This is a genomic window from Bradyrhizobium sp., from assembly GCF_035273305.1.
Lineage (GTDB): Bacteria > Pseudomonadota > Alphaproteobacteria > Rhizobiales > Xanthobacteraceae > Bradyrhizobium.
The window spans coordinates 1-21,663 of sequence record NZ_DATEPI010000302.1 but is presented as its reverse complement, the minus strand read 5'-3'; the positions used below and the strand labels follow the sequence as shown (position 1 = coordinate 21,663).

The following is a 21,663-nucleotide window of genomic DNA, read 5'->3' as shown; positions in this document are numbered from 1 at the left end:
CGGCTATTGTGCGATGCCGGAGGGCTTCCGAGCCCCCCGGTTACGTCGTCAGTTCGGCATCAGGAAAGCAGGGGTGACCATGCGGGGTCAGATGCGAATCCAGGCGTCGGTACCCGCTGTTCGGTGCGGCCGGAAATATCGACGGTGAACAGGGAAGGTCCACTGTTGCCGCCAGGGTCACGGAAGAACATCAGCACACGGCCATTGGGGGCAAAAGTGGGGCCCTCATTGTGGAATCCGGACGTGAGGATCCGCTCACCCGAACCATCGGGCTTCATGATTCCGATCGAGAACTGCCCGCCACCCTGCTTGGTGAAAGCAATGTAGTCACCACGCGGCGACCAGACCGGAGTCGAATAGCTTCCGTTGATGTCATCCTTACTGAACGAAATGCGTTGCGCGGGTCCGCCGGTCGCGGCCATCACATAAATCTGTGGCCGGCCGCCGCGGTCGGATTCGAAACAAATGCGGGTGCCGTCGGGCGAATAAGACGGCGAGGTATCGATAGCCGGCGTATCGGTGAGGCGCGTGGTCGATTTGGAACGCAGATCCATCACGAACAGATTCGAATTGCCGCCCTGCTGGAGACTCATGATCACGCGCTGTCCATCCGGCGAGAAGCGTGGCGCAAACGACATTCCTGGAAAATTGCCGACAATCTCACGCTGACCGGTCTCGATATTGAACAGGTAAACGCGCGGATCGCCCTGACCGAATTCCATGTAGGTGATTTCCTGCGTCGACGGCGAGAATCGCGGCGTCAGCACGAGATCGGAACCGCGCGTCAGATATCGCACATTCGCGCCGTCCTGATCCATCATGGCCAGTCGCTTGACGCGGCGCTCCTTGCTGCCGGTCTCGTCGACGAACACCACGCGGCTATCGAAATAGCCTTTGTCTCCAGTCAGGCGTTCATAAATCTGGTCGGAGATAATATGCGCGATTCTGCGCCAGTATTCGGGCGAGGTGAAATACTGCTGGCCGATAAGCTGCTGACCAGCCGCAACGTCCCACAGCCGGAATTCAGCTTTGAGCCGGCCATCGCCTTGGCGGGTCATACGGCCGGTGACGAGGGCCTGTGCGTTGATCGTTTTCCAGCTCTGGAATTGCGGAGCGGCATCGATGTTGACGATTTTTTCGATGAAGGCAGCCTGATCGATCGGAGCGAACAGTCCGCTACGCCTGAGATTGTTGGTGATCACCTGAGTGACGCCAACGCCAACTTCCCCATCAGAAGGCGAACCTCCAACGAAATCCGGAATCGCGATCGGAAGCGGCGCGACGTTGCCTTCCGGGATGATCAGTTTGGTTTGCGCCCCCGCCAACGAGGGCAGCAGTAAAGCCGCGGCACCGGCGGCGCCGCCAATCACGATGTGACGGCGGGAGAGCGGCAACGGAGGAAGCGGAAACGACGTTACGGACATTGCTGGCTCATCTCCAAAATCGTCAACTGCGAAACATCTGCTTGGGGTCAAAATCGATGTCCATGTATTTCCACTGGTCGTAGCTCTCGTCCCGCAACATCGTATAGGGCTGGCCCTGCAACACGGCCCGGACGGCAGCTTCCGCCGCCGCCTGATAACGCGGTGAGCTTCCCGTCGAGATCACCTGCGGCGGTCCGGCAAGGCGGCGATCAGGGTTCAGCCTGATCCGGACCGTGACGTTGAGTTCTTCGGGATGTTCGATGCCGGGCTGGACATTCCACAAGCTCGCCAGGCGCGCGCGCATCGCATCAAGCTCGGACTGGGACAACGTCGCAGCGGTGCCGCGCGTGGTGCCGAGCGACGCCGATGAGTTCAGCGCCGCGCCGGTGATGGCCTGCCGGGTCGGGTCACGCTTGTCCAGCAGCGCAGCGATCTTGGATTGATCGAATGTGCGCTCCTGCTTCGGCTTCGGTGGTGGCGGCGGCGGCGCCTTGGCTTCGTGCTTCGGCACCGGCTTCTTGGCCTCTTCCGATTTCAGCGCTTCGGCAATCGGATCCACCTTTGGGGGATCGGGCTTTTTCTCGATCGGCTTCGGCTCGTCCTTGGGCTTGTTCTCGACAACAGGTTTCGGCGGCTCGGGCTCTTTTTTGACCGGTTTTTCAACTGGTTTCGATGGCGGCTCCGGCGCGGAAGCCGTCACGATTTCCTTTTTTTCGGTGATCTTGCCAACCGCGTCCTCCGCCGGCCTGGCATCGGCGACCTTCTCGACCAGCGGTTTTGGATTCTCTTTCTGGCCGGTCTTGATACCGGCCGTGATCTTCGAGAGCTGCTCGGCCGAAATGATATCGACCGGCATCGACTCCGGCGGCGGCGCCTCGAGCGAGCGCGTCGAAAAAGAAACCAGTCCCCATCCGATCACGAGGACGTGGAGCGCGACAGACGCAATCAGTGTCTTGTCGATCTTCACCTTCGGACTATCCCTGATCCACTTCCGTCACCAACGCTACGCGCCTGAAGCCTGCCTGTGAAAGCCGTCCCATCACCTTCATGACGGTGCCGTAGTCGACCTTCTTGTCACCACGGACAAAAATGCGTTCGTCCAATCCGCCGCGCGCTTCGGTGATCGCTTTTAATTTCGGGACCAGGTCGTTGATAGCGATGGCGGTGTCGTTGAGGAAAACCTCGCCTTTCAGGTTGACCGAAAGCGTCAGCGGATTCTTGTCCTGATCAAGGCTCTTGGCTTGGGTCTGCGGCAGATCGAGCGGTACGCCCACCGTCAATAGCGGCGCCGACACCATGAAGATAATCAGCAACACCAACATCACGTCCACCATCGGCGTGACGTTGATCTCCGCCATCACGGGTCGGCGCCGGCCGCGCCGTCCACCGCCGCTGGACGGACCTGCCATGTTCATGGCCATGATCGAGTGCTCATGATGCGCTCACAGTGCCGCCGCCTATGCCCGCTCGTCGATCTGTCGCGACAGGATCGCCGAGAATTCGTCCGCGAAGCCTTCCAGCCGTTGGGCCTGCCGATTCACCTCGGAAGTGAACTTATTGTAGAAAATAGTCGCCGGAATTGCGGCGATGAGGCCAATGGCCGTCGCAAACAGCGCCTCGGCGATGCCGGGCGCCACCACCGCCAGCGAGGTGTTCTTGGAGGCCGCGATCGATTGGAAGCTCGACATGATGCCCCAAACGGTGCCGAACAGGCCCACAAACGGGCCTGCGGAGCCGACCGTCGCCAGAACAAGTAGCCTGCGTTCCAGCCGCTCGACTTCGCGAGCGATGGACACGTTCATCACCTTTTCGATCCGCATTTGAAGGCCAGCGAAGGATCGTGCGTGGCTCTCAAAGGACCGCTTCCATTCTCGCATCGCCGCGACAAAACAAGCTGCCATCGATTGGGTCGGCTTGGCCGAGAGCGCCCGGTAAAGCTCCTCGATCGACTCCCCCGACCAGAACGCCTGTTCGAAGCGATCCATGGCGCGCTTGGTGCGCGAATACAGAAAGATCTTGTCGATCGCGATGGCCCAGACCCAGACCGAACACGACAGCAAGCCGATCATCACCGCTTTCACGATCCAGTGGGCCTGGAGAAACAGCGCTATCAGCGACACGTCGGCGGATGCGATCGGCAGGGCTGCCTGAGCCACGTCGGCCGGATTCATAAGCAATATCCTCTCAACGCAAGTGTCCCAAGTCCGCCGGGAGCAAATAACTGCCGGTTCCGCGGCCGCGCTCCAGGCGCGGCGTTAAGCGCCAGCGCGAGAGCCTTGTTTTCTCACATGGGAGGCCGGTCCAAAGGCGAGGCTTCCATCCCCTGCCAACATGTCAAAACGAGGGCTATCGGCGCGTATTCACGCCTCTAACCAGACGCCAATCATAGTTAATACTACGTTACTGGAGCCGTTTTCGAGAGCATTTCCGAACCGACTCGGCGGCACAGCAAAACCGCCCGTCTGCTTTCGCAAACGAGCGGTCGGGAACTTGAGAGGCTTCGGCCGGGTTCAGCCTTGGGGTTGGCCGTCCTGCGGGGGCGTCGGCCGCTGCCGGTGCTGTGCCATGAATTGATCGAACTCTTCCTTGTCCTTGGCGTGACGCAGGCGATCGAGGAAATCGCGAAACTCAGTCTGCTCTTCCTCAAGACGCCGCAGCGTTTCCATCCGGTATTCGTCGAAGGCGCGATTGCCGCTCGAGGGCGGGCCAAATGGGAAGCCGCGACGCTCCATTCGATTGCGCATCCGCTCCATCCTATACTGCATCCGCTCCATCTTGTTCGACCAGCGGTCTTGATGAGTCCAGCAACCCATTTTTCTGCTCCCTAGTGTGAAAAAGAGAAGGGCAAGCCCGATCGGCCACCAGATCAGGAAGCCGAGCACAGTGACGGCGATCCAGCCGGGGTGCCAGGGAGACTCCAGCATATGCGGGCGGTAGGGCTCACTATCGGGACCGCGCCAGCGATTGACATCTGCGGTGTAGGCCATTTCCCTCTCCATGACGGCATCACGCCGTTGTGAATGTAAATAACATTTACATACCTAAACCATCCAACGTTTTTGTCAAGCGGGCGGCCGCGGCGGCGCCGAAATTTATTTTGCGGTACCCCAGGGCCCCGCGCGTAACCCGGCCGGTTTTTGATCACCCTGCTCGGCTGGCGCAGAAGGGCGCTTGTCAGTCGGAAAGCCCAGTCCGCGCAAATAAATCAGCACTTCGGCTTCCAGCAGATCCTCCGCGGACATCGGCAACTTGCGACGGGCCGCATCGCCGCGCGCAAACAATGACGCGACGCCATGCGACATCGACCAGATGTGCAGCGCTATCATCAGCGCCGGTGGCCGTGGCGTTCCGGGCGGTGATAGCGCGGCAAGTCGCTCGGCGGCGGCCCTGATAACCGCAAAAGCCCGCTCGCCCGCCGCCATAAGGCTCGGGTTGACGTTGATCGGAAGCCCCGACTCGAACATCGCCGAATAAAACGCGGGCTCTTCGCGCGCGAACGCGAGATACGCTTTGCCGACCCGCTCGAATGCGGTGAGAGTGTCGGGCCGGCCGTCATCCCACGCCTCTGCAAGTACCGTCTCGAATTGCTCGAAGCCACGTTGCGCGATGCTGGAAAGCAGTTCGTCACGATCGCGAAAATGCCGGTATGGCGCCGCCGGGCTTACGCCGGCCATCCGCGCGGCATCGGCAAAGGTGAAACCAGCCGCGCCCTTTTCCGCGATCAATCCCAGCGCCGCCTGCAGCAGCGCTTCTTTGAGATTGCCGTGATGATAGCCGCGCTCGGCGCGGCGCTGTTCCTTGCGCCAGCTCATGTGAAAGACTTTTACATGAGCCCGGCGCAAAGGTCACTAGCGGCATGGTTAACGTCCAGAACTTCCTTGCAATTCGGAGAATCCGGCCGCCGCAGCCTGAACATCGGCCGGGAAATCCGCCATTTCCTGCACCTGTCGAATCTCGATGATTTCGTTGTTGGAGGCGGGGCAGCGCTTGGCCCAGGCGATTGCCTCGTCGCGCGACTTCACATCGATCATCCAGTATCCGCCCAGCACTTCCTTGGCTTCTGCAAACGGACCGTCGGTCACGACCGGCTTGCCGCCTGAAAACGAGACCCGCGCGCCCATCGATGGCGGATGCAATCCGTCGAGCGTGATCAGCACGCCGGCCTCTTTCAGCGCCTCGTTATATTTCATCATAGCGGCCACGGCATCTGCGGGAGGCATAGTCCCCGGCGCCGCCGTCTCATAGCCTTTCGGAATCATCAGCATCATGAATCGCATTGTCAGGCTCCCTTGAGATTCGCTTCAGTAGATCCGGCGGTGAACCGGTGCTCGTGTTCAAGACGATCAAATATCAGTGGCGCCGACATAGCCTTGGAAATATTTCGGACGTGGCCCCGCTGAGGATTTTCCCGCAAACGTGGCTCCTAGCAACCGCCTAGGCGGGTTGTTTGACAAAGGCTCCGTCCTGGTACGTCGCACCAAAATAGACATCGATGCGTTTGACCTTGTCATTTTCGAACTCGAAGAATTCGGTATTGCGAAAGCTCTTGCCGCCTTTGGCCACGCATTTGTAAGTGACAAAAGCGTCGTCTTCCTGGACAACAATCCTTTCCAAGTCGTGCCGCTCGATCCAGTTGCTGCTGCGCCAGCAGCGCTCAAAATAGGTGCGCTTGTCGATGCGGTCGTCGTACGGACTGGTAAAGCGAAAATCCGCAGCAAAGACGTCTTCGACAGCCTTGCGGTTGTCGGTCAAATAGGCTGCAAACAGGGTGCGTATAATTTTTTCTTTGTCGACGTCGGACATCGCAATCCCTTCCGTTAGTCGCTGTCGCAGTGCATACGCCGCATCGCATCGGATTGCCCACCCTGCGCAACCGACGAAAACGCTAGGTTGGTTCGGCCTTGCCATCTATCGACCAGAGGCTGAGGCGCGCTCTCGCGAATATATGATTGGAACCTTATCGTGCGAACCGCCGTTGAGTACCTCGCTCATTTATCAGGGGGAGCCGGCCATGAAGAACGCGCTCTTGAAAACATTTTTCGCGGCAGCGGCGCTATTTGCTCTCACACTGACTGGCGCGCATGCCGACGTTCGCATTCTCGCCAGCCCGGGCGGCGAGGTTGGCCCATTCCTCCAGCTTTTCGAGCGCGTGCGGGCATCGGGTGAGCGCGTCGTTATCGACGGGCCTTGCCTGTCCGCCTGCACGCTGGTGCTCGACATGGTGCCGAACGACCGCATCTGCGTCACGCGCCGCGCTATTCTCGGATTCCACGGCGCTCGTTCGGTTGACCGACAGGGGCGCACATATGCCGAGCCGGAAGCGTCTGCCCTGGTGCTCGCGGCATATCCAGCACCGGTGCGGGACTGGATACTCCGCCGAGGCGGATTGAACTCGCGCCTGCTGCTGCTGCGCGGGCGCGAACTCGCTGCAATTTACCCCAGGTGCCGCTAACCGGAACACCTAAAGTATGATCCGGAATAGCGGCCGGCGGTTCTCGATCGGCAAAGGACAGAGCCTCAACCCTCGAGTGGGCAATTGACCATCCACGGAATCCCGAACTGATCGACGCACATGCCGAAACCCTTGGCGAAGAACGTCTTCCCGAACGGCATGTTGACGCTTCCGCCCTCGCTGAGCGCCTTGAATTTGCGGTCCGCATCCGCGGGATCGTTGACGGTCAGCGAGACTGAGAAACCCTGCGGCTGATTGAAGTGACCCGGAGGCGAGTCAGAGGCCATCAACACCTAGCCATCGATCGTGATCCTGCCGTGCAAGATCTTCTTTTTCCACTCAGGCGGGGTCGGCATCGATTCCGGCGCGCCCTCGTGGGTCATTAGCGCTTCGATCTTCGCGCCGAGCACCTTTTGATAATACTTGAAGGCGGCTTCGCAGTTGCCGTTGTAGAACAGGTAGGGATTGAGCTGCATGGTTTACTCCTGCTAGTTGGCGCTTCGAAACTTCGGTTGTCATTCAGCAAGCTTTTTCAGGTTGGCGAGACCGACTTCGAAATCTTTCCCAACCATTTTGTCGATGTTCATGAACACCTGCATCAGCTTGGAGATGAAAGGCGCCGGACCGTGCATCAGCCATGTCAGGCTGGTGCCATCGCCCTGCGGCAGCATTGTGAATTCGGCGGTGTTGTGGGCTTCGAACGGGGCAAAAAAATCGAGCTTGATTACGACTTTTGACGGCGCCGACGCGTCGGTAATTTCCATGCGGCCGGATCCCACATTCTTGTTACCTTCCCACGCATAGACCGCGCCCTTGCCGCTTGCAGCCCCGCCATAGGTCCGCTTCATCGCGGGATCCTTGCTCTCGTACGGTGACCAGCTTCCCCATCGGTGAAAATCAGCGATCAAAGGGAAAATCTTTTCCGCGGGCGCTCGCACCACAATATCGCGGCGGATGCTGAACCTGCCGGGCTTGATCGCAGCGAGGATCAAAATGATTGCAACAGCGACGGCGACAGCCGCGACAATCACGGCGGTGATCTCAAACATGGCACCCTCCAGTTTTGAAATTTCGGTGATTTATGGAGAGGACGAACGGCGGAGGCGCAATCCGACACCCAACGAGATATTATTTTGAGAGCCGGGCTTCGCTGGGCGCGCTGTCGCGCATCAGTCGATCGAGATGCATTCGGATGTGAGCAGCTTCCGCCGAGGTGTTGGCGAGCGCAATCGCGCGATCGAATGCAACGCGGGCTTCGTCATTGCGCCCGAGTTGCATCAGGAACGCGCCGCGCACCCCGAAGTAATGGAAATAATTCGAAAGCCTGGAGGCCAGCGGTTCGATCATTTCAAGCGCTGCTTGCGCCCCGCGCACTTTGGATGCCGCGACCGCCCGATTGAGTGTGACGACCGCCGATGGCTGCATGATTTCCAGGGCGCCATAAAGCAAATCGATCTGAGTCCAGTCGGTATCTTCGGGCCTGGCTGCGCGGGCATGCAGCGCCGCAATCGCCGCCTGGATCTGATAGGGGCCGCTACGCCGATGACGCATGGCCTTGTCGATCAAGGCCACTCCCTCGGCGATCATCTGTTGATTCCACAGCGAGCGATCCTGATCGTCAAGCAACACCAACATGCCATCGGCGTCGAAGCGAGCAGCGGCTCGCGCATGCTGCAACAGCAGTAGCGCGGTCAGTCCCATGATCTCGGGCTCGCTCTGGAACAGACGCAACAACAGTCGCGCCAGCCGGATCGCCTCCTCACACAGCGGGCTGCGGCTTTCGGCAGTGTCGCCACTTGCCGAATAGCCTTCGTTGAAGATCAGGTAAATCATGGCGGCGACAGCCGATAGCCGCTCCGCGCGCTCCACAGCGCCCGGCGTCTCGAAGGGCACACTGGCATCCGCCACCCGGGATTTCGCTCGGGTTATGCGCTGCTCCATGGCCGCTTCCGAGACCAGGAACGCACGTGCAATCTGCTTGACCGTCAGCCCGGAAACCACGCGCAAGGCGAGCGCGATCTGCTGGGTCGCGGGCAGATCGGGATGGCAGCAGATGAACAACAGGCGCAAGATGTCGTCACGGTAGTGCGAGCCGTCGAGTCGCTCGGCCAGCGCCTGCTCGGCGTCGTCCAGATCGGAGATGGCTTCGTCATCCGGCAGCGGCTCCTGCTTCCGATTGCGCCGTACTTCGTCGATCGCGACATTGCGGCCGACCATGATCAGCCACGCCGCCGGATCTCGCGGCGGGCCGTTTTGCGGCCAGCTCCTCAGCGCGCGCAGACAGGCATTCTGAAAAGCCTCCTCCGCCGTATCCAGATTACGGAAATAGCGCAGGAGCGCGCCGACAGCCTGGGGACGCGCCGATGTCAGCGCGGCATCAATCCAGGCAGTGTCGGTCATTTCAGGGTAACTCCGGGTTGAAACACGCCGACCGGGCGGATTTCATACGCGCCGCCGGGATTTGCGGCGCCGAGATCGCGCGCAACATCGACCGCCTCGTCGAGATTTTTGCAGTCCACGATGTAGAAGCCCAGCAACTGTTCTTTCGTTTCGGCGTACGGACCATCGAGCACGATCGGCGGATCATCCTTGCGCAGCGTCGCCGCCGATGTGGTCGGCAATAGCCGTGCCACTGGTCCAAGCCGGCCCTGCTTGGTCAGTTGCTCCTGCACGACGGCAAGTCTTTTCATGACGGCGCCGTCCTGCTCCTTGGTCCAGGAACCGACGAAGTCCTCATCGTGGTAGCAAAGGATGGCATAGAGCATGGGCTATGTTCCCGTTTGATTCGAGGACGAATGGGCGAGAGCGTTTCCGACAGGATAGTGGAAGTATTTTGCGGCAAAAACACAAGCCGCTAATGTTCCCGGCAATTCGAACCTCAAGGCAACAATCGCATGCATAAGGGAACGTTGGCCCTGCTCATTCATGGCGGCACAGAGAACTGGTCGCCGGTGCGGTGGAAGCGCCGATTTGACGAGGCATGCCATGATCGCCGCGTTTGGCTGCTGCCCGACGCGGCCTGCGACTCCAATGAAATTAGCTACGCCGCCGTGTGGAAGCCGCATCCGGGCGAGCTCGCGGGATTTCCGAATTTGCGCGTGATCTTTAATCTCGGGGCCGGGGTCGACGCGCTGATAGCCGACGCCACGCTGCCGAAGGTGCCGCTGGTTCGGGTGTCCGTTGGCGATCTTACCGCTCGAATGACGGAATACATCGTGCTGCATGTGCTGATGCATCATCGGCAGGAGCTTTATCTGAGGGCGAGCCAGCGCGAGAAGCTCTGGGCGCCGAAGTACCAATGGCCGGCGGCGGCGATTTCGGTCGGCATCATGGGCCTGGGCACGCTCGGATCGAATGCCGCCCGGGCACTGCGGTATCTTGGCTTCCGCGTGTCGGGCTGGAGCCGGAATCCAAAACGACTCGATAGCGTCACCTGCTTCCACGGCAATGAGCAGCTCAACGATTTTCTCGCACGCACCGACATTCTGGTCTGCCTACTGCCGCTCACGCCGGAAACGCGGCACATCCTCAATCGCCAACTGTTCGCAACGCTCAACCGCAGCAGCCCAATGGGCGCGCCGGTGCTGATCAACGCCGGACGTGGAGGACTGCAAAATGAACCCGACATTCTTCAATGCCTCGATGATGGGACGCTCGGCGCCGCGTCGCTGGACGTATTCGCGCAGGAGCCGCTTCCCGCCGACAGTGCGTTCTGGACTAATCCAAAGGTCGTGCTGACGCCGCACAACGCGGCGGACACCGATCCCGATGAGATATCGAAGTATGTCGCCGGCCAGATCGAACGCTTTGAAGCCGGTGGCGCTTTGGAAAATCTCGTCGATCCGGTGCGGGGGTATTGAGCATGATCGCGCAAACGTGCCGATCCGTTAGGCCCGTAGCATCAGATCAATCGCGCCCCTTACGATAGCCTCCAATTGCTTGCGTGGCACGCGGGCACGAGCGCGGATCGCGATAGTGTGGATGGTCGCAGACGCCAGTTGCGCCAGAACGACAGGATCGGCGGATGCTGGAAGCTCGTGCTTTTTCTTCGCTATGCGGAAGCAGTTAGCGAAGGCGTCGTCGAGTTCCGAAAATCCTTCCAGCACTAGCGCGCGAATTTCCGGATCGGCCACAGCCTCCGATGCCGCCGTCATGACCGTGAAGCAGCCGCGCGGCCCGGCCTCACCGGAAAGGTAGATGTCGAGCGCCACCGCGAAGATGCGCTCCAGCCGTTTGCGAATCGGCAGCTCATCCCGAAAAATTTCCTGCATCGCAGCGCGCGCATCGGCGCGATAGCGCGCATAGCTCTTGATATAGAGTTCGCGCTTGTCCCCGAACGCGCCGTAGAGGCTTGGCCGGTTCATGCCGGTCGCGGCGCTGAGCTCGTCGAGCGAGGTCGCTGCAAAACCGTGCTTGCGAAACAGATCGAGCGCCTTGCCTAGCGCGAGTTCGGGCTGATAGGCGCGCGGCCGCCCGCGCCGTTTCGCCGTGGAATCGGGCTTCACCACAGGCTTTTTGATTTTTTGTACCATTTCGCAAAAAATACCTTGACGAAGTACATATTATGCGAGACGGTACAAAATACAAGCAAGGAGGTATCCATGGACCTGTATTTTTCTCCGCTCGCCTGCTCGATGGCGACCCGTATCGCGCTTTACGAGGCTGGCGCCCACGCGAATTATCTCGAGGTCGATCCCAAGACCAAAATTGTGCAGAGCGACGGCTCCGATTTCCGGACCGTTAATCCGCTGGGATTGGTGCCGACCTTGCGCACCGACGAAGGTCTCGTGCTCACCGAGAATGCAGCGATCCTGCAACACGTTGCCGACCGATTTCCGCAAGCGAATATCGCGGCCGTATCGGGCATCGAGCGGAGCCGGTTGCATCAATGGCTCTGCTTCATTGGCACGGAGCTGCACAAGGGATTATTCGTGCCGGTTCTGGACAAGAAGGCACCGCCCGAGGTGAAGACCTATGTTCTCGGCAAGGGGCTTTCGCGCCTCGACTATCTCGAGAATTATCTGAAGGATCGCGAATTCCTGCTCGACCATTTCAGCGTCGCGGATGCGTACCTGGTGACGGTGATCAACTGGACCATGGCGACGCCGCCGATCGAACTCGCCAAGTGGCCAACGGTGAAAGCCTACTACGACCGCCTGCGCGCCCGGCCCAGCATAGCGCGGGCGATTGCCGAGGAGTTCAAGCTGTACCAGGCCGAACTTGCGCGGCACAAGGCGGCGGCGTGAACGCCACCTCGCACGAGTCGTCCCGGCGCTTGCCGGGACGGCGATAATGGATTGCGCATTGCTCAAATGGATCATGTGTTTGTATCAGCCGATGGCTAGCTGATGTCGGCTTTGAGCAGCAGCCGCAGCGCTTTCGGAATTGGCTGCGCGCGCCCTTCGCTGATGAAGGCGACGCGCACCTGAGCGCTGACAAGAACGTCGGCGCCGCGCCGCACCTCTTGCGCCAGCGAGATCGAAGCGCCCTTTACCGCTAGCGTCCAGGTCACGATGTCCAGCACATCGTCCATCCGGGCCGGCTTGAGGTAGTCGATCTGCATCGAACGCACCACAAACGCAAAGCCCGGCCTTTCCGCCTGCGCTTCCGCAAACAGTGCGTGTTGTTCTGCGCCCTTTAACCGCAAATGATTGGTGCGGCCTCGCTCCATGAAGCGCAGATAGTTGGCGTGATAGACGATCCCCGAGAAATCAGTGTCCTCGTAATAGACGCGTATCTGCATGTGGTGCCGGCCATCGCGAATCGCACCATCCAGATGAGCGGTGAGCGACGGAGCAGACTCGCTCACGAGTCATCCTCTGTGCCGCCACCGAATAATCCGAACTGCGCCGGATCGCGCGCGGGCTCGGCTAGGCCGAGATGGCGGAAGGCGTGCGAGGTCAGCAACCGTCCGCGCGGGGTGCGCTGCAGGTAGCCGCACTGGATCAGGAACGGTTCGATGATGTCTTCGATCGCGTCGCGCGGCTCAGATAGCGCCGCCGCCATGGTCTCGACGCCGACCGGACCGCCACCGTAGTTCGTCGCAATTGTGGTGAGATAACGCCGGTCCATGGCATCAAGCCCGGCGGCATCGACTTCGAGCGCGCTCAGCGCATGATCGGCGATCTTGCGGTCGACCGAGATTGCGTCCGCGGCTGACGCAAAATCCCTAACTCGCCGCAACAAACGTCCGGCGATGCGCGGCGTGCCGCGGGCCCGGCGCGCGATCTCGTTGGCGCCATCCGGCGTCATGCCGATGTTGAGCACGCGCGCGCCGCGGCTGACGATTTTTTCCAGCTCCTGCTCGGTGTAGAAATTGAGCCGCACCGGAATGCCAAAGCGGTCGCGCAATGGATTGGTCAGCAGGCCCGCCCGCGTGGTGGCGCCAACTAGCGTGAATTTCGCCAGCTCGATCTTGACCGAACGCGCGGCCGGTCCCTCACCGATGATCAGGTCGAGCTGAAAATCCTCCATCGCCGGATACAGCACTTCCTCCACGGCCGGGCTGAGCCGATGGATTTCATCGATGAACAAGACATCGCGCTCTTCGAGATTGGTGAGAAGCGCCGCCAGATCACCGGCCTTTGCGATCACCGGTCCCGAGGTGGCTCGGAAGCCAACTCCGAGTTCTCGCGCGACGATCTGCGCCAGCGTGGTCTTGCCAAGGCCCGGCGGACCGACGAACAGCACATGGTCAAGCGCCTCGCCTCGCTTGCGCGCCGCCTCGATGAAGATCGAGAGATTGGCGCGCGCCTGCGCCTGGCCGACGAATTCCGACAGCAACTGTGGTCGAAGCGCGGTGTCAGGCACGTCCTCGGTTCGGCGTTCGGGAGTAACGATGCGGGAGCTCACTTCGCCAACTCCTTCAGGCCGAGCCGGATCAGCTGCGCGGTCTCGGCGTTCTCACCGGCGCTGCGCGAGGCCGAGGCAATCGCGGCCGCCGCCTGCGGCTGACCATAGCCGAGATTAACCAGCGCCGAGATCGCGTCGGTGACCGGGCGCGGCGCGCGTTGATCGTCGATAGCGCCCGACAGGTGCACCAGCGCCGGATCGATGTTGGTAAACGCCGGCGCCTTGTCCTTTAATTCGGTGACGATGCGCTCCGCCACTTTCGGACCGACGCCGGGGGTGCGCGTCACCGCGGCCTTGTCGCGCAGGGCGATAGCATTGGCGAGATCCGATGGCGGCAAGGTGCCAAGCACCGCCAGCGCCACTTTGGCGCCTACGCCCTGCACCGTCTGCAACAATCGAAACCATTCGCGCTCGACGTCGCTCCGAAAGCCGAACAGCTTGATCTGGTCCTCGCGCACATAGGTCTCGATCGACAGCACCGCAGCTTGGCCGAGCGTCGGCAAGGCCTGCAGCGTGCGGGCAGAGCAATGCACCTGATAGCCCACGCCGCCGACGTCGAGGATGACAAAATCCTCGCCATAGCTGTCGATCAGTCCTTTCAATTTTCCGATCATGTCTCAAGGACTTTCAGCCGCAGCGCCACGCTTTGGCGGTGGTGCGCGTGGGTAATCGCGATGGCGAGCGCGTCGGCGGCATCCGGCGATTTTGGTTCGGCTTTCGGCAGCAGGATCTTCAGCATCACCAGAATCTGGTTCTTGTCCGCATGGCCGGCGCCGACCACGGTTTTCTTGACCTGGTTGGGCGCGTATTCCGCAACCGAAATCCCGAACATCGCCGGCGCCAGCATGGCAACGCCGCGCGCCTGTCCAAGCTTCAGCGTGGCGGCGCCGTCCTTGTTGACGAAAGTCTGTTCGACTGCGGCCTCGGCCGGATTAAAACTGCCGAGCACGCCGGCAAGCCCATGATGGATCGCCAGCAACCGGCTCGCCAGCGGCAGCCCTTCGGCCGGTTCCACCGACCCGCAGCCGACAAAAGCAAGCCGGTTGCCGTCGAGCTCGATCACGCCCCAGCCGGTGCGGCGCAGGCCCGGATCGATGCCCATGATGCGGACGGGGTGGCGAATCGGCATTGATGTCATCGGTTAGTGATAACGCCGGGGGCGGGCCGGCGAAATAGACGCCGGCTGTCATGAGCCGCGAAAACAGCTGATCCATTATGCGATCCGTCGGCTTCAGCCGCCCATTTTCGTGACCAGCGCGTCGGACACTTCGAAATTGGCGTAGACGTTCTGGACGTCGTCATGCTCGTTCAAAAGATCGATCAGCTTCAGCAGCTTTTCGCCGGTCTCGTCGTCCACCGGAACGGTATTGTGCGGCCGCCAGGTCAGCGCCGCTTTTCGCGGTTCGCCAAATTTAGCCTCCAGCGCTTTGGCGACATCGCGGAAGGTCTCCGGTGAAGCATAGACTTCGTGGCCGTTTTCGCCTGACGAAACATCATCGGCGCCGGCCTCGATCGCCGCGTCCAGCATCGCATCACCGGAGGCGACGCTGGCGTCATATTCGATCACGCCGGTGCGGTCGAACATGAAGGCGACCGATCCAGTCTCGCCGAGATTGCCTCCCGCCTTGGTGAAGTAGGAGCGGATATCGGAAGCGGCGCGGTTCCGGTTGTCCGTGAGCGCCTCGACAATGACGGCAACGCCGCCCGGACCATAACCCTCGTAGCGAATCTCATCGTAGTTCTCGCCTTCGGCGCCGGCCGCTTTTTTCACCGCGCGCTCGATCGAGTCTTTCGACATGTTTTCCTGGCGGGCGGAAATGATCGCGGCGCGCAGCCGCGCGTTCATGCTCGGATCGGGCTGGCCCATTTTGGCAGCCACCGTGATTTCCCGCGCCAGCTTGCTGAACAGCTTCGATTTTTGGGCATCCTGCCGGCCCTTGCGATGCATGATGTTCTTGAACTGGGAATGTCCGGCCATGCGGTCTCTCTGGAGTTTCGTGCGGTATACGATGCTGGAAAGGGCGGCGTTATAGGCCGATGAACTGGTTGAATCAAAGATTGGCGAGCGATTTCGGTATAAAGATACTCTCCGCTGCCTGCGAATGAGGCAGTCGTTAATCATGATTTCATGTCCCGATGCGACCATCACCGCCTCACGACAAGCTCTGTAGAGAGGGGCCCATGGCGCTCGGTTTGTTTCGAAGGCGTCCGCCGGAGCCAATGGCGCCGACGGCTGCCGCCGCGCCCGTGCCGGCAGCACCAGCCGCTGCTTCCACCGCCTCGGAAGATGATTCCGCCAAAGCGATCCTCGAATTGCTCGAACTCGAACTGGGCGCGATGATCCGCCAGCTGGAACGAGCGGCCAAATCCGTGGCCGGCGGCGCCGAGGCCACCGCCGCGACGCTGAGCACGATTCGGCAGCGCACCGACGCCCTGACCGGACACACCAGCTCCGCTCACAGCACCGCGACCATGTTCGCGCAGGCCGCCGAGAAGTTCACGCATTCGGCTGAAGGCATCGGCTCACAGGTGCGCGGCGCGAGTGAACTGGCTGACCAGGCCAGCGCCGCCGCGCGCGAAGCCAGCGCCAATGTGGATCGGCTGCGCGAGTCTTCGGCCGCGATCGGCAATGTCGTCAACCTGATCGCCCACATCGCCAAGCAGACGACGCTGCTGGCGCTCAATTCCACGATCGAGGCGGCGCGTGCGGGTTCGGCCGGGCGCGGCTTCGCGGTCGTAGCATCCGAGGTCAAGGCGCTGGCGGTGCAAACCCAGCACGCCACCGAGGAGATCACCAGGAAGATCGAGGCCCTGCAAAAGGACGCCGCCGGTTCGGTCGATGCGGTGCATCGGATCGCGCAGGCGATCGAGGCGATCCGGCCTGTATTCGAAAACGTCAACGGCGCGGTCTCTGAGCAGAATGACACCACTAACGCGATGTCCAAAAACGTCGCGACCGCGTCCCGTTTCATTGTCTCGGTCGGCGACAGCGCTTCCGAAATCGATAGCGCGGCCAGGCAAGCCGAAACGCACGGCGAACTCGTCGCCAGCGCCGGCCATGCCGTGACCATGTTCGCGCAGAAACTCAAATCCCGCTGCGCCGTGCTGATGCACCAGGATGCACGGCAGGATCAGCGCCGGCGCGATCGGCTGCCATGCAACCTCAAGATCGAAATCCAGACCCGACAGGGACCGATCATGGCGGCGGTTTACGAGATTTCCATGGAAGGCATCCTGATCTCCGGGGCGAATGCCGCGGCACTGCCGGTTAACGAGATCGTCACTGCCAGCCTGCAGGACGTGGGCGCATGCCGAATACGGATCACCGAGCACGCAAGGGCCGGCGTGCACGCGCGGTTCGAAGCGCTGGATGCGGCCCTGGGTGAGAAGATCGAAGACAAGCTCTGGTCGATCCACGACGAGAACACCGAATTCGTGACCCGCGCGATGCAGGCCGGCACTGAGCTCACCAGGATTTTCGAGAACGGTGTCGTCAGCGGCGAAATCTCGATCGAAGACATGTTCGACGAGGACTATGTCGAAATCCCCGGCACCAACCCGGTGCAGCACCGCACCCGGATTCTCGGCTGGGCCGACCGTGCGCTGCCGCCGTTTCAAGAAGATTTCCTGGCCAAGGACCCGCGCATGGTGTTCTGCGTCATGATCGATCGCAACGGCTATCTGCCGGTGCACAACAGGATCTACTCGCATCCGCAGCGCGCCGGCGATGTGGTCTGGAACACCGCCAACAGCCGCAACCGCCGTATCTTCAACGATGCCGCCGGTCTCGCCGCCGGTCGCAATCTGCGGTCCTACCTGATCCAGAGTTACGCGCGCGACATGGGGAACGGCAAGACGATTATGATGCGCGAGATCGATGTCCCGATCCGCGTCAATGGTCGGCATTGGGGTGGCTTCCGCACCGCCTACAAGCTTTGAGAACACGGCCATCTGGAAGGCTCTGAAGACTATTGATGTTTCCGGGGGGATGAAGTGATGGCGGTTGCGCGGCCTGTCGACTTGCAACATGTTGCAGCCGTTACCTCGGAAACTGAACGTCTGGTCGATCAGCTCGCGAACCGCATCGGCGGTCTCGGCGTCGAACTCGCGGATGTCGCTGGAAACCTGCAAGAAGTTGCCAGCAGGGTATCCGACCAGTCTGAGCGGTTCGGCCATCTGCAGAAGACGGCGGAGATCATGGTCGCCGCCAACCACGACATCGCAAGCGCGTCCCAGGCGGTTCAGTCTGCGACCACCTCCGCCGTCGGTGAAATCACGCAATCGCGCGTCACGGTGGAAACCGCGGTCCAGCACATTGCTGAACTGGTCGAGGCTGTCGGTCGCATCGAACATCGCCTTGGCGCGGTCGGAACTGCGCTTGCGCAAGTTGCCAGGGTGTCCGGATCGATCGAGGCGATCGCCAAGCAAACCAACTTGCTTGCCCTGAACGCGACCATTGAAGCTGCCCGCGCCGGAAGCGCCGGGAGAGGCTTCGCCGTGGTCGCGAGCGAAGTAAAGAGCCTCGCCGAAGCCACGCGACAGGCGACGCAACTGATCGGCGAGACAGTTCGCGATCTCGATGGCCAGGTCGGCAACCTGATCCGCGAGAGCGGCGATGCCTCGCTGCGGGCCAAAAGTGCCGGGGACGGCGCGCAGCAAATTCAGGGAATTATCGTCCGCGTGCAGGACGGCTTCAACGCGGTCGGCTGCGAGATCGATGAAGTCGCCAAGGCCGCCACTTCGAATCTCGCCCACTGCGACATGGTGATTGAGGAATTGTGCAATCTCGCAAAGGGCGTCGATCTGTCGTCGACCGATCTGACTAACGCGGATCAGAGGGTCGCAAGACTTCTCGAAACCTCCGAGGGGCTCATCGAACTGATCGCGTGCAGTGGCGTCGAAACCTCGGACACGCCCCTGATCCAGGTCGTCATCGAGACCGCGAGGCGCATTTCCGAGGCGTTCGAAACCGGCATCGACCGCGGCGAGATCCGGCTCGAACAGTTGATGGATGAGAACTACCGCGAAATTCCCGGCACCAATCCCAAACAATACCTCACTGACTATGTCGCATTCACCGACCGGGTACTGCCGGCGATACAGGACCCTATTCAGAAGATCGATCCGCGCATCGTGTTCTGCGTCGCATGGGCGAAAGGCGGATATCTTCCAACACACAATCCGAACTATCGGCTGCCGCAAGGTCCTGACCCGGTCTGGAATAACGCGAATTGCCGTAACAAGCGGCTGTTCAATGATCGGGCGGTGAAGAAGGTAGCGGCCAACACCAAATCCTTTCTGCTGCAAACCTACCGCCGCGACATGGGCGGCGGCAATTTCGTTCTGATGAAAGATCTCTCCTCGCCGATTCGTGTTCGCGGTCGGCATTGGGGCGCCTTCCGCATGGGCTTCCGGCAATCCTGAGCATGAGGTGAACGGAATTGGTTGTAGCGGTCATTGCGGGCGCTCGCGAAGCAATCCACGGATCGACCAAACAGGAAAGCTGGATTGCTTCGTTGCGTTCGCTCTGCTCACGATGTGCCCGCCCTCCCACAAAAGGGCACAAAGGGGGACGGATGGAGTGCGCCGCAGCCTTCCCGCATATCTCTCCAATTTCGTCGCGCAAAACCCACACCTCCGCGATCTCGCCGCGCGGTACGCGCGAGTTTTACCAAGGGTAAAGCCGCATCTGAAATTCAGAGGGCGCAGGGAAAGCCGGATGCTCCGTTGCACCCGTAGTCTCGCGTGCGAAATAAAGAAGCACACGAGGTAGTCACTACAGGATCACCGGAGAAACCCGGCCTTCCCTGCGCAATGGTTTTAACGGTTTCCTTCGTGATCTTCCCGGTGATCGGGCTTTGTTGTCACCGTCGCCGGTGAGATACCTCTCACTAACTTGAACGCCAGCGTCGAGGCGTCAGAACCACACGACTTCGCCGTCCGCCTCACGCGCTGTTCGTCCGCAGCACATCAGCGTCCACCGCATCTCGCCCCGCGTTCGTGACGATCGCGAGCCGCCCCTCTGTGGGACGAGACGGCGCGGTTATGGATTTGATTTGGGACGAATCGGAAGAAATATATTTTTGCAAATGGGGCTGGACACCCAAAATCAAAAACAGCCTGTCGGGCAAATCATCGCCTCGCCTGACGCCGCAAGCAAACAAGATCACTCGGTCGCTCTCAATGCTTCTCACTGATTTCGCGATAGCCAAATCGAGTGCTGCCGTCTCCTGAGCAGAGTTGGCGTGGCGCGCCGATCGGCGCGATTCTATCCATGAAACCTCGCATCATCCCATGGAGCCCCGCATCATCGCCGCACCAGGTGAAATCCGGCCAGAGCCTCGCCGCTGCGCTTGCGGCGATACGCAGGAAGCCGACGCCGGCGAAGCCGAGGATCATCATTGCCCATGTGGATGGCTCGGGGACATCTGCCACCGTATTGATGGTGATATTCCAATTGCCGACTACGACTGGCGCGTCGAACGCAACAATGTCTCCTGACTGGCGAATGGGCGGACCGCTTTCGTCGAAGATACCGATCGAGATGAACGGTGGGACGATTGGCGGGCCGTTTATTTCTGCAGGATCATCGTGCGCAAAGGCGAAGGTAGGAAATCCATCTGTCGATCCCAAGAATGAAAACTGAAAAATCGGATTACCGGGAATGATGGGATCGCTGGGAATGAAGTGACCGGTAAAAATCGGATTAGCCGCCGTCAGCGTACCGATGCTGTCGAACCCGCCGACAAAGAAATTGCTCACATCGGAGAGCCCGCCCATTATCGGGATGGTGAAAAACGGCACCCCAGTCACTTGCTGAGGGGCAATGGGTTCGCCGGGAATGGCGCTAGGAAAGATGGGTTCGCCGGGAGTGAAGTTGATCGTCAGGTCGATTTGGATCGCCGCGTGAGCAGGGATTGCGCCAAAACCTGCGCCAAACACAATCAGCGCTGCGATCAAACCAAACGGCCTCATATACATTGGAAAAATCCCCCATTAAGTACAGCTCGCCGTTTCGGAGAAACCACGGCCGGTCAGTTCTCGAGCGAAATTTTGAGACGCGGCGCTAGCTTGCTGCTCGAATGTCAGTCAGCTTGGTCGAGCCGAAAGCCACCTGAGGCATGAGGCGGCTTTCCAAAAAGTTCTGCCGAGAAGATGAGCCTATGACGAGAGCGCTTCCGTCGCTGCGCCACGAAGGCTAGGCCGCAGAAGCCGAGGAGCGTCATCGCCCAGGTGGATGGCGCAATCCCCGGCTGCGAGGAAGACATCGTTGCTAAAGCTGGCGGCCGGATTTAGCAGATTTACAGAAATCGCTGTTTGAAAGGCAGATGTCCTATTTGCGATGTCTTGCACGTTAAATATCTCTCCAATTCTGCGCAAGACGTGGAGGTTACGCTCATTCCCGCTTGATATTGGCTAGCCGTATCACCTTGCGCCACTTCATCGTTTCATCGGCCATAAGCCTGCCGAAATCGGCGGGGGAGCCGCGGAGAGCGTTGCCGTCCAGATTCGCAAGCCGCGTTTTGAACTTGAGATCGGAGAGCGCAGCATTGGCCTCCTTATTCAGCATCGCGATGATCTCGGCGGGCGTTCCCTTTGGCGCGCCGAGCCCGAACACGGAACTCGCCTCATAACCAGTGACGAATTCACCGATCGCGGGGATGTCCGGCAGCGCTTCCGATCGCGTCGCCGTGGTTATCCCGAGCGCGCGCATCTTGCCGTTGCTGATGTACCCGACCAATGGCGCCGGATTGGTAAAGAGAAGCTGCACCTGGCCACCGAGCAGATCGGTGATCGCGGGGGCGACGCCGCGATAGGGTACGTGCAGAATGTCGAGTCCGGCCTCCTGCTTGAACAACTCCGCGGTGATGTGGGTGATGCCTCCGACGCCGCCTGAACCGTAAGTGAGCTTGCCCGGATTTGCCTTGGCATAGG

The 21,663-nt window shown here is 60.6% G+C and carries 23 protein-coding genes and 2 pseudogenes; 5 read left to right on the top strand and 20 right to left on the bottom strand.

What is annotated here, in order from left to right; translation table 11 throughout:
* Nucleotides 1–59: 59 nt before the first annotated feature.
* From tolB to VJV58_RS19885, 8 genes are all read right to left on the bottom strand, one after another.
* Nucleotides 60–1,424, bottom strand: coding sequence for a Tol-Pal system beta propeller repeat protein TolB (gene tolB, locus VJV58_RS19920; protein ID WP_324139086.1), 1,365 nt, complete (start codon nt 1,422–1,424; stop codon nt 60–62).
* Between the two features lie 22 nt (nt 1,425–1,446).
* Nucleotides 1,447–2,391, bottom strand: a complete 945-nt coding sequence (locus VJV58_RS19915; protein ID WP_324139085.1) for a protein TolA — start codon at nt 2,389–2,391, stop codon at nt 1,447–1,449.
* A gap of 7 nt (nt 2,392–2,398) precedes the next feature.
* The gene (gene tolR / locus VJV58_RS19910) at nt 2,399–2,845 is read right to left on the bottom strand and encodes a protein TolR (RefSeq protein WP_324139084.1); all 447 of its coding nucleotides are present in this window, start codon (nt 2,843–2,845) and stop codon (nt 2,399–2,401) included.
* A gap of 36 nt (nt 2,846–2,881) precedes the next feature.
* Nucleotides 2,882–3,595 carry a protein TolQ gene (gene tolQ / locus VJV58_RS19905; protein WP_324139083.1) on the bottom strand — a complete coding sequence of 238 codons (714 nt, stop codon included), beginning with the start codon at nt 3,593–3,595 and terminating at the stop codon, nt 2,882–2,884.
* A 339-nt stretch (nt 3,596–3,934) separates the two neighbouring features.
* Nucleotides 3,935–4,411, bottom strand: coding sequence for a DUF2852 domain-containing protein (locus VJV58_RS19900; protein WP_324139082.1), 477 nt, complete (start codon nt 4,409–4,411; stop codon nt 3,935–3,937).
* A 105-nt stretch (nt 4,412–4,516) separates the two neighbouring features.
* Nucleotides 4,517–5,236, bottom strand: a complete 720-nt coding sequence (locus tag VJV58_RS19895) for a TetR/AcrR family transcriptional regulator (protein ID WP_324139081.1) — start codon at nt 5,234–5,236, stop codon at nt 4,517–4,519.
* A 48-nt stretch (nt 5,237–5,284) separates the two neighbouring features.
* Nucleotides 5,285–5,701 (bottom strand): YciI family protein, encoded by a 417-nt coding sequence (locus tag VJV58_RS19890; RefSeq protein WP_324139080.1) that lies wholly within the window; start codon nt 5,699–5,701, stop codon nt 5,285–5,287.
* A gap of 157 nt (nt 5,702–5,858) precedes the next feature.
* The gene (locus VJV58_RS19885; RefSeq protein WP_324139079.1) at nt 5,859–6,227 is read right to left on the bottom strand and encodes a nuclear transport factor 2 family protein; all 369 of its coding nucleotides are present in this window, start codon (nt 6,225–6,227) and stop codon (nt 5,859–5,861) included.
* Nucleotides 6,228–6,435: 208 nt separating this feature from the next.
* Here VJV58_RS19885 and VJV58_RS19880 point away from each other — a divergent pair, with 208 nt between their 5' ends.
* Entirely contained in the window at nt 6,436–6,876 is a 441-nt protein-coding gene (locus VJV58_RS19880) for a hypothetical protein (protein WP_324139078.1), read from the top strand.
* Between the two features lie 65 nt (nt 6,877–6,941).
* On the opposite strand, the pseudogene VJV58_RS19875 reads toward VJV58_RS19880, so the two are convergent.
* The 4 genes and pseudogenes from VJV58_RS19875 to VJV58_RS19860 form a co-directional block, all read right to left on the bottom strand.
* A pseudogene (locus VJV58_RS19875) lies at nt 6,942–7,352 on the bottom strand (VOC family protein).
* 39 nt (nt 7,353–7,391) lie between these two features.
* Nucleotides 7,392–7,925, bottom strand: a complete 534-nt coding sequence (locus VJV58_RS19870) for an SRPBCC family protein (protein WP_324139077.1) — start codon at nt 7,923–7,925, stop codon at nt 7,392–7,394.
* A 79-nt stretch (nt 7,926–8,004) separates the two neighbouring features.
* Nucleotides 8,005–9,276, bottom strand: a complete 1,272-nt coding sequence (locus VJV58_RS19865; protein ID WP_324139076.1) for an RNA polymerase sigma factor — start codon at nt 9,274–9,276, stop codon at nt 8,005–8,007.
* A complete protein-coding gene (locus tag VJV58_RS19860) occupies nt 9,273–9,641 on the bottom strand; it encodes a YciI family protein (protein WP_324139075.1) in 369 nt (122 codons plus the stop codon). The genes VJV58_RS19865 and VJV58_RS19860 overlap by 4 nt, the downstream gene beginning before the upstream one ends.
* A 129-nt stretch (nt 9,642–9,770) precedes the next feature.
* Between VJV58_RS19860 and VJV58_RS19855 the strand changes: the two genes are divergently transcribed.
* The gene (locus tag VJV58_RS19855; RefSeq protein WP_324139074.1) at nt 9,771–10,736 is read left to right on the top strand and encodes a glyoxylate/hydroxypyruvate reductase A; all 966 of its coding nucleotides are present in this window, start codon (nt 9,771–9,773) and stop codon (nt 10,734–10,736) included.
* Between the two features lie 27 nt (nt 10,737–10,763).
* Here the strand turns inward: VJV58_RS19855 and VJV58_RS19850 are convergent, their stop codons facing one another.
* Nucleotides 10,764–11,408 carry a TetR/AcrR family transcriptional regulator gene (locus VJV58_RS19850; RefSeq protein WP_324139073.1) on the bottom strand — a complete coding sequence of 215 codons (645 nt, stop codon included), beginning with the start codon at nt 11,406–11,408 and terminating at the stop codon, nt 10,764–10,766.
* Between the two features lie 69 nt (nt 11,409–11,477).
* On the opposite strand from VJV58_RS19850, the gene VJV58_RS19845 reads away from it, so the two are divergent.
* The gene (locus VJV58_RS19845; protein ID WP_324139072.1) at nt 11,478–12,122 is read left to right on the top strand and encodes a glutathione binding-like protein; all 645 of its coding nucleotides are present in this window, start codon (nt 11,478–11,480) and stop codon (nt 12,120–12,122) included.
* Nucleotides 12,123–12,217: 95 nt separating this feature from the next.
* Here VJV58_RS19845 and ybgC read toward each other — a convergent pair whose 3' ends face one another.
* The 5 genes from ybgC to VJV58_RS19820 form a co-directional block, all read right to left on the bottom strand.
* Nucleotides 12,218–12,619, bottom strand: coding sequence for a tol-pal system-associated acyl-CoA thioesterase (ybgC, locus tag VJV58_RS19840; RefSeq protein WP_324139097.1), 402 nt, complete (start codon nt 12,617–12,619; stop codon nt 12,218–12,220).
* Between the two features lie 62 nt (nt 12,620–12,681).
* Nucleotides 12,682–13,728 carry a Holliday junction branch migration DNA helicase RuvB gene (ruvB, locus tag VJV58_RS19835; protein ID WP_324139071.1) on the bottom strand — a complete coding sequence of 349 codons (1,047 nt, stop codon included), beginning with the start codon at nt 13,726–13,728 and terminating at the stop codon, nt 12,682–12,684.
* A complete protein-coding gene (ruvA, locus tag VJV58_RS19830; protein ID WP_324139070.1) occupies nt 13,725–14,342 on the bottom strand; it encodes a Holliday junction branch migration protein RuvA in 618 nt (205 codons plus the stop codon). The genes ruvB and ruvA overlap by 4 nt, the downstream gene beginning before the upstream one ends.
* A complete protein-coding gene (gene ruvC / locus VJV58_RS19825) occupies nt 14,339–14,866 on the bottom strand; it encodes a crossover junction endodeoxyribonuclease RuvC (protein WP_324139069.1) in 528 nt (175 codons plus the stop codon). Before ruvC ends, ruvA begins: the two co-directional genes overlap by 4 nt.
* 93 nt (nt 14,867–14,959) lie before the next feature.
* A complete protein-coding gene (locus VJV58_RS19820) occupies nt 14,960–15,706 on the bottom strand; it encodes a YebC/PmpR family DNA-binding transcriptional regulator (protein WP_324139068.1) in 747 nt (248 codons plus the stop codon).
* A gap of 203 nt (nt 15,707–15,909) precedes the next feature.
* Here VJV58_RS19820 and VJV58_RS19815 point away from each other — a divergent pair, with 203 nt between their 5' ends.
* Both VJV58_RS19815 and VJV58_RS19810 read left to right on the top strand, forming a co-directional pair.
* Nucleotides 15,910–17,667 carry a methyl-accepting chemotaxis protein gene (locus VJV58_RS19815; protein WP_324139067.1) on the top strand — a complete coding sequence of 586 codons (1,758 nt, stop codon included), beginning with the start codon at nt 15,910–15,912 and terminating at the stop codon, nt 17,665–17,667.
* A gap of 57 nt (nt 17,668–17,724) precedes the next feature.
* Nucleotides 17,725–19,152 carry a methyl-accepting chemotaxis protein gene (locus VJV58_RS19810; RefSeq protein ID WP_324139066.1) on the top strand — a complete coding sequence of 476 codons (1,428 nt, stop codon included), beginning with the start codon at nt 17,725–17,727 and terminating at the stop codon, nt 19,150–19,152.
* Between the two features lie 883 nt (nt 19,153–20,035).
* Here VJV58_RS19810 and VJV58_RS22425 read toward each other — a convergent pair.
* Both VJV58_RS22425 and VJV58_RS19800 read right to left on the bottom strand, forming a co-directional pair.
* Nucleotides 20,036–20,163, bottom strand: a pseudogene (locus VJV58_RS22425) (PEPxxWA-CTERM sorting domain-containing protein); the annotation flags it as partial.
* A gap of 961 nt (nt 20,164–21,124) precedes the next feature.
* Nucleotides 21,125–21,663: Bug family tripartite tricarboxylate transporter substrate binding protein (locus VJV58_RS19800; protein ID WP_324139064.1), on the bottom strand; the 539-nt coding region annotated here is incomplete at its 5' end.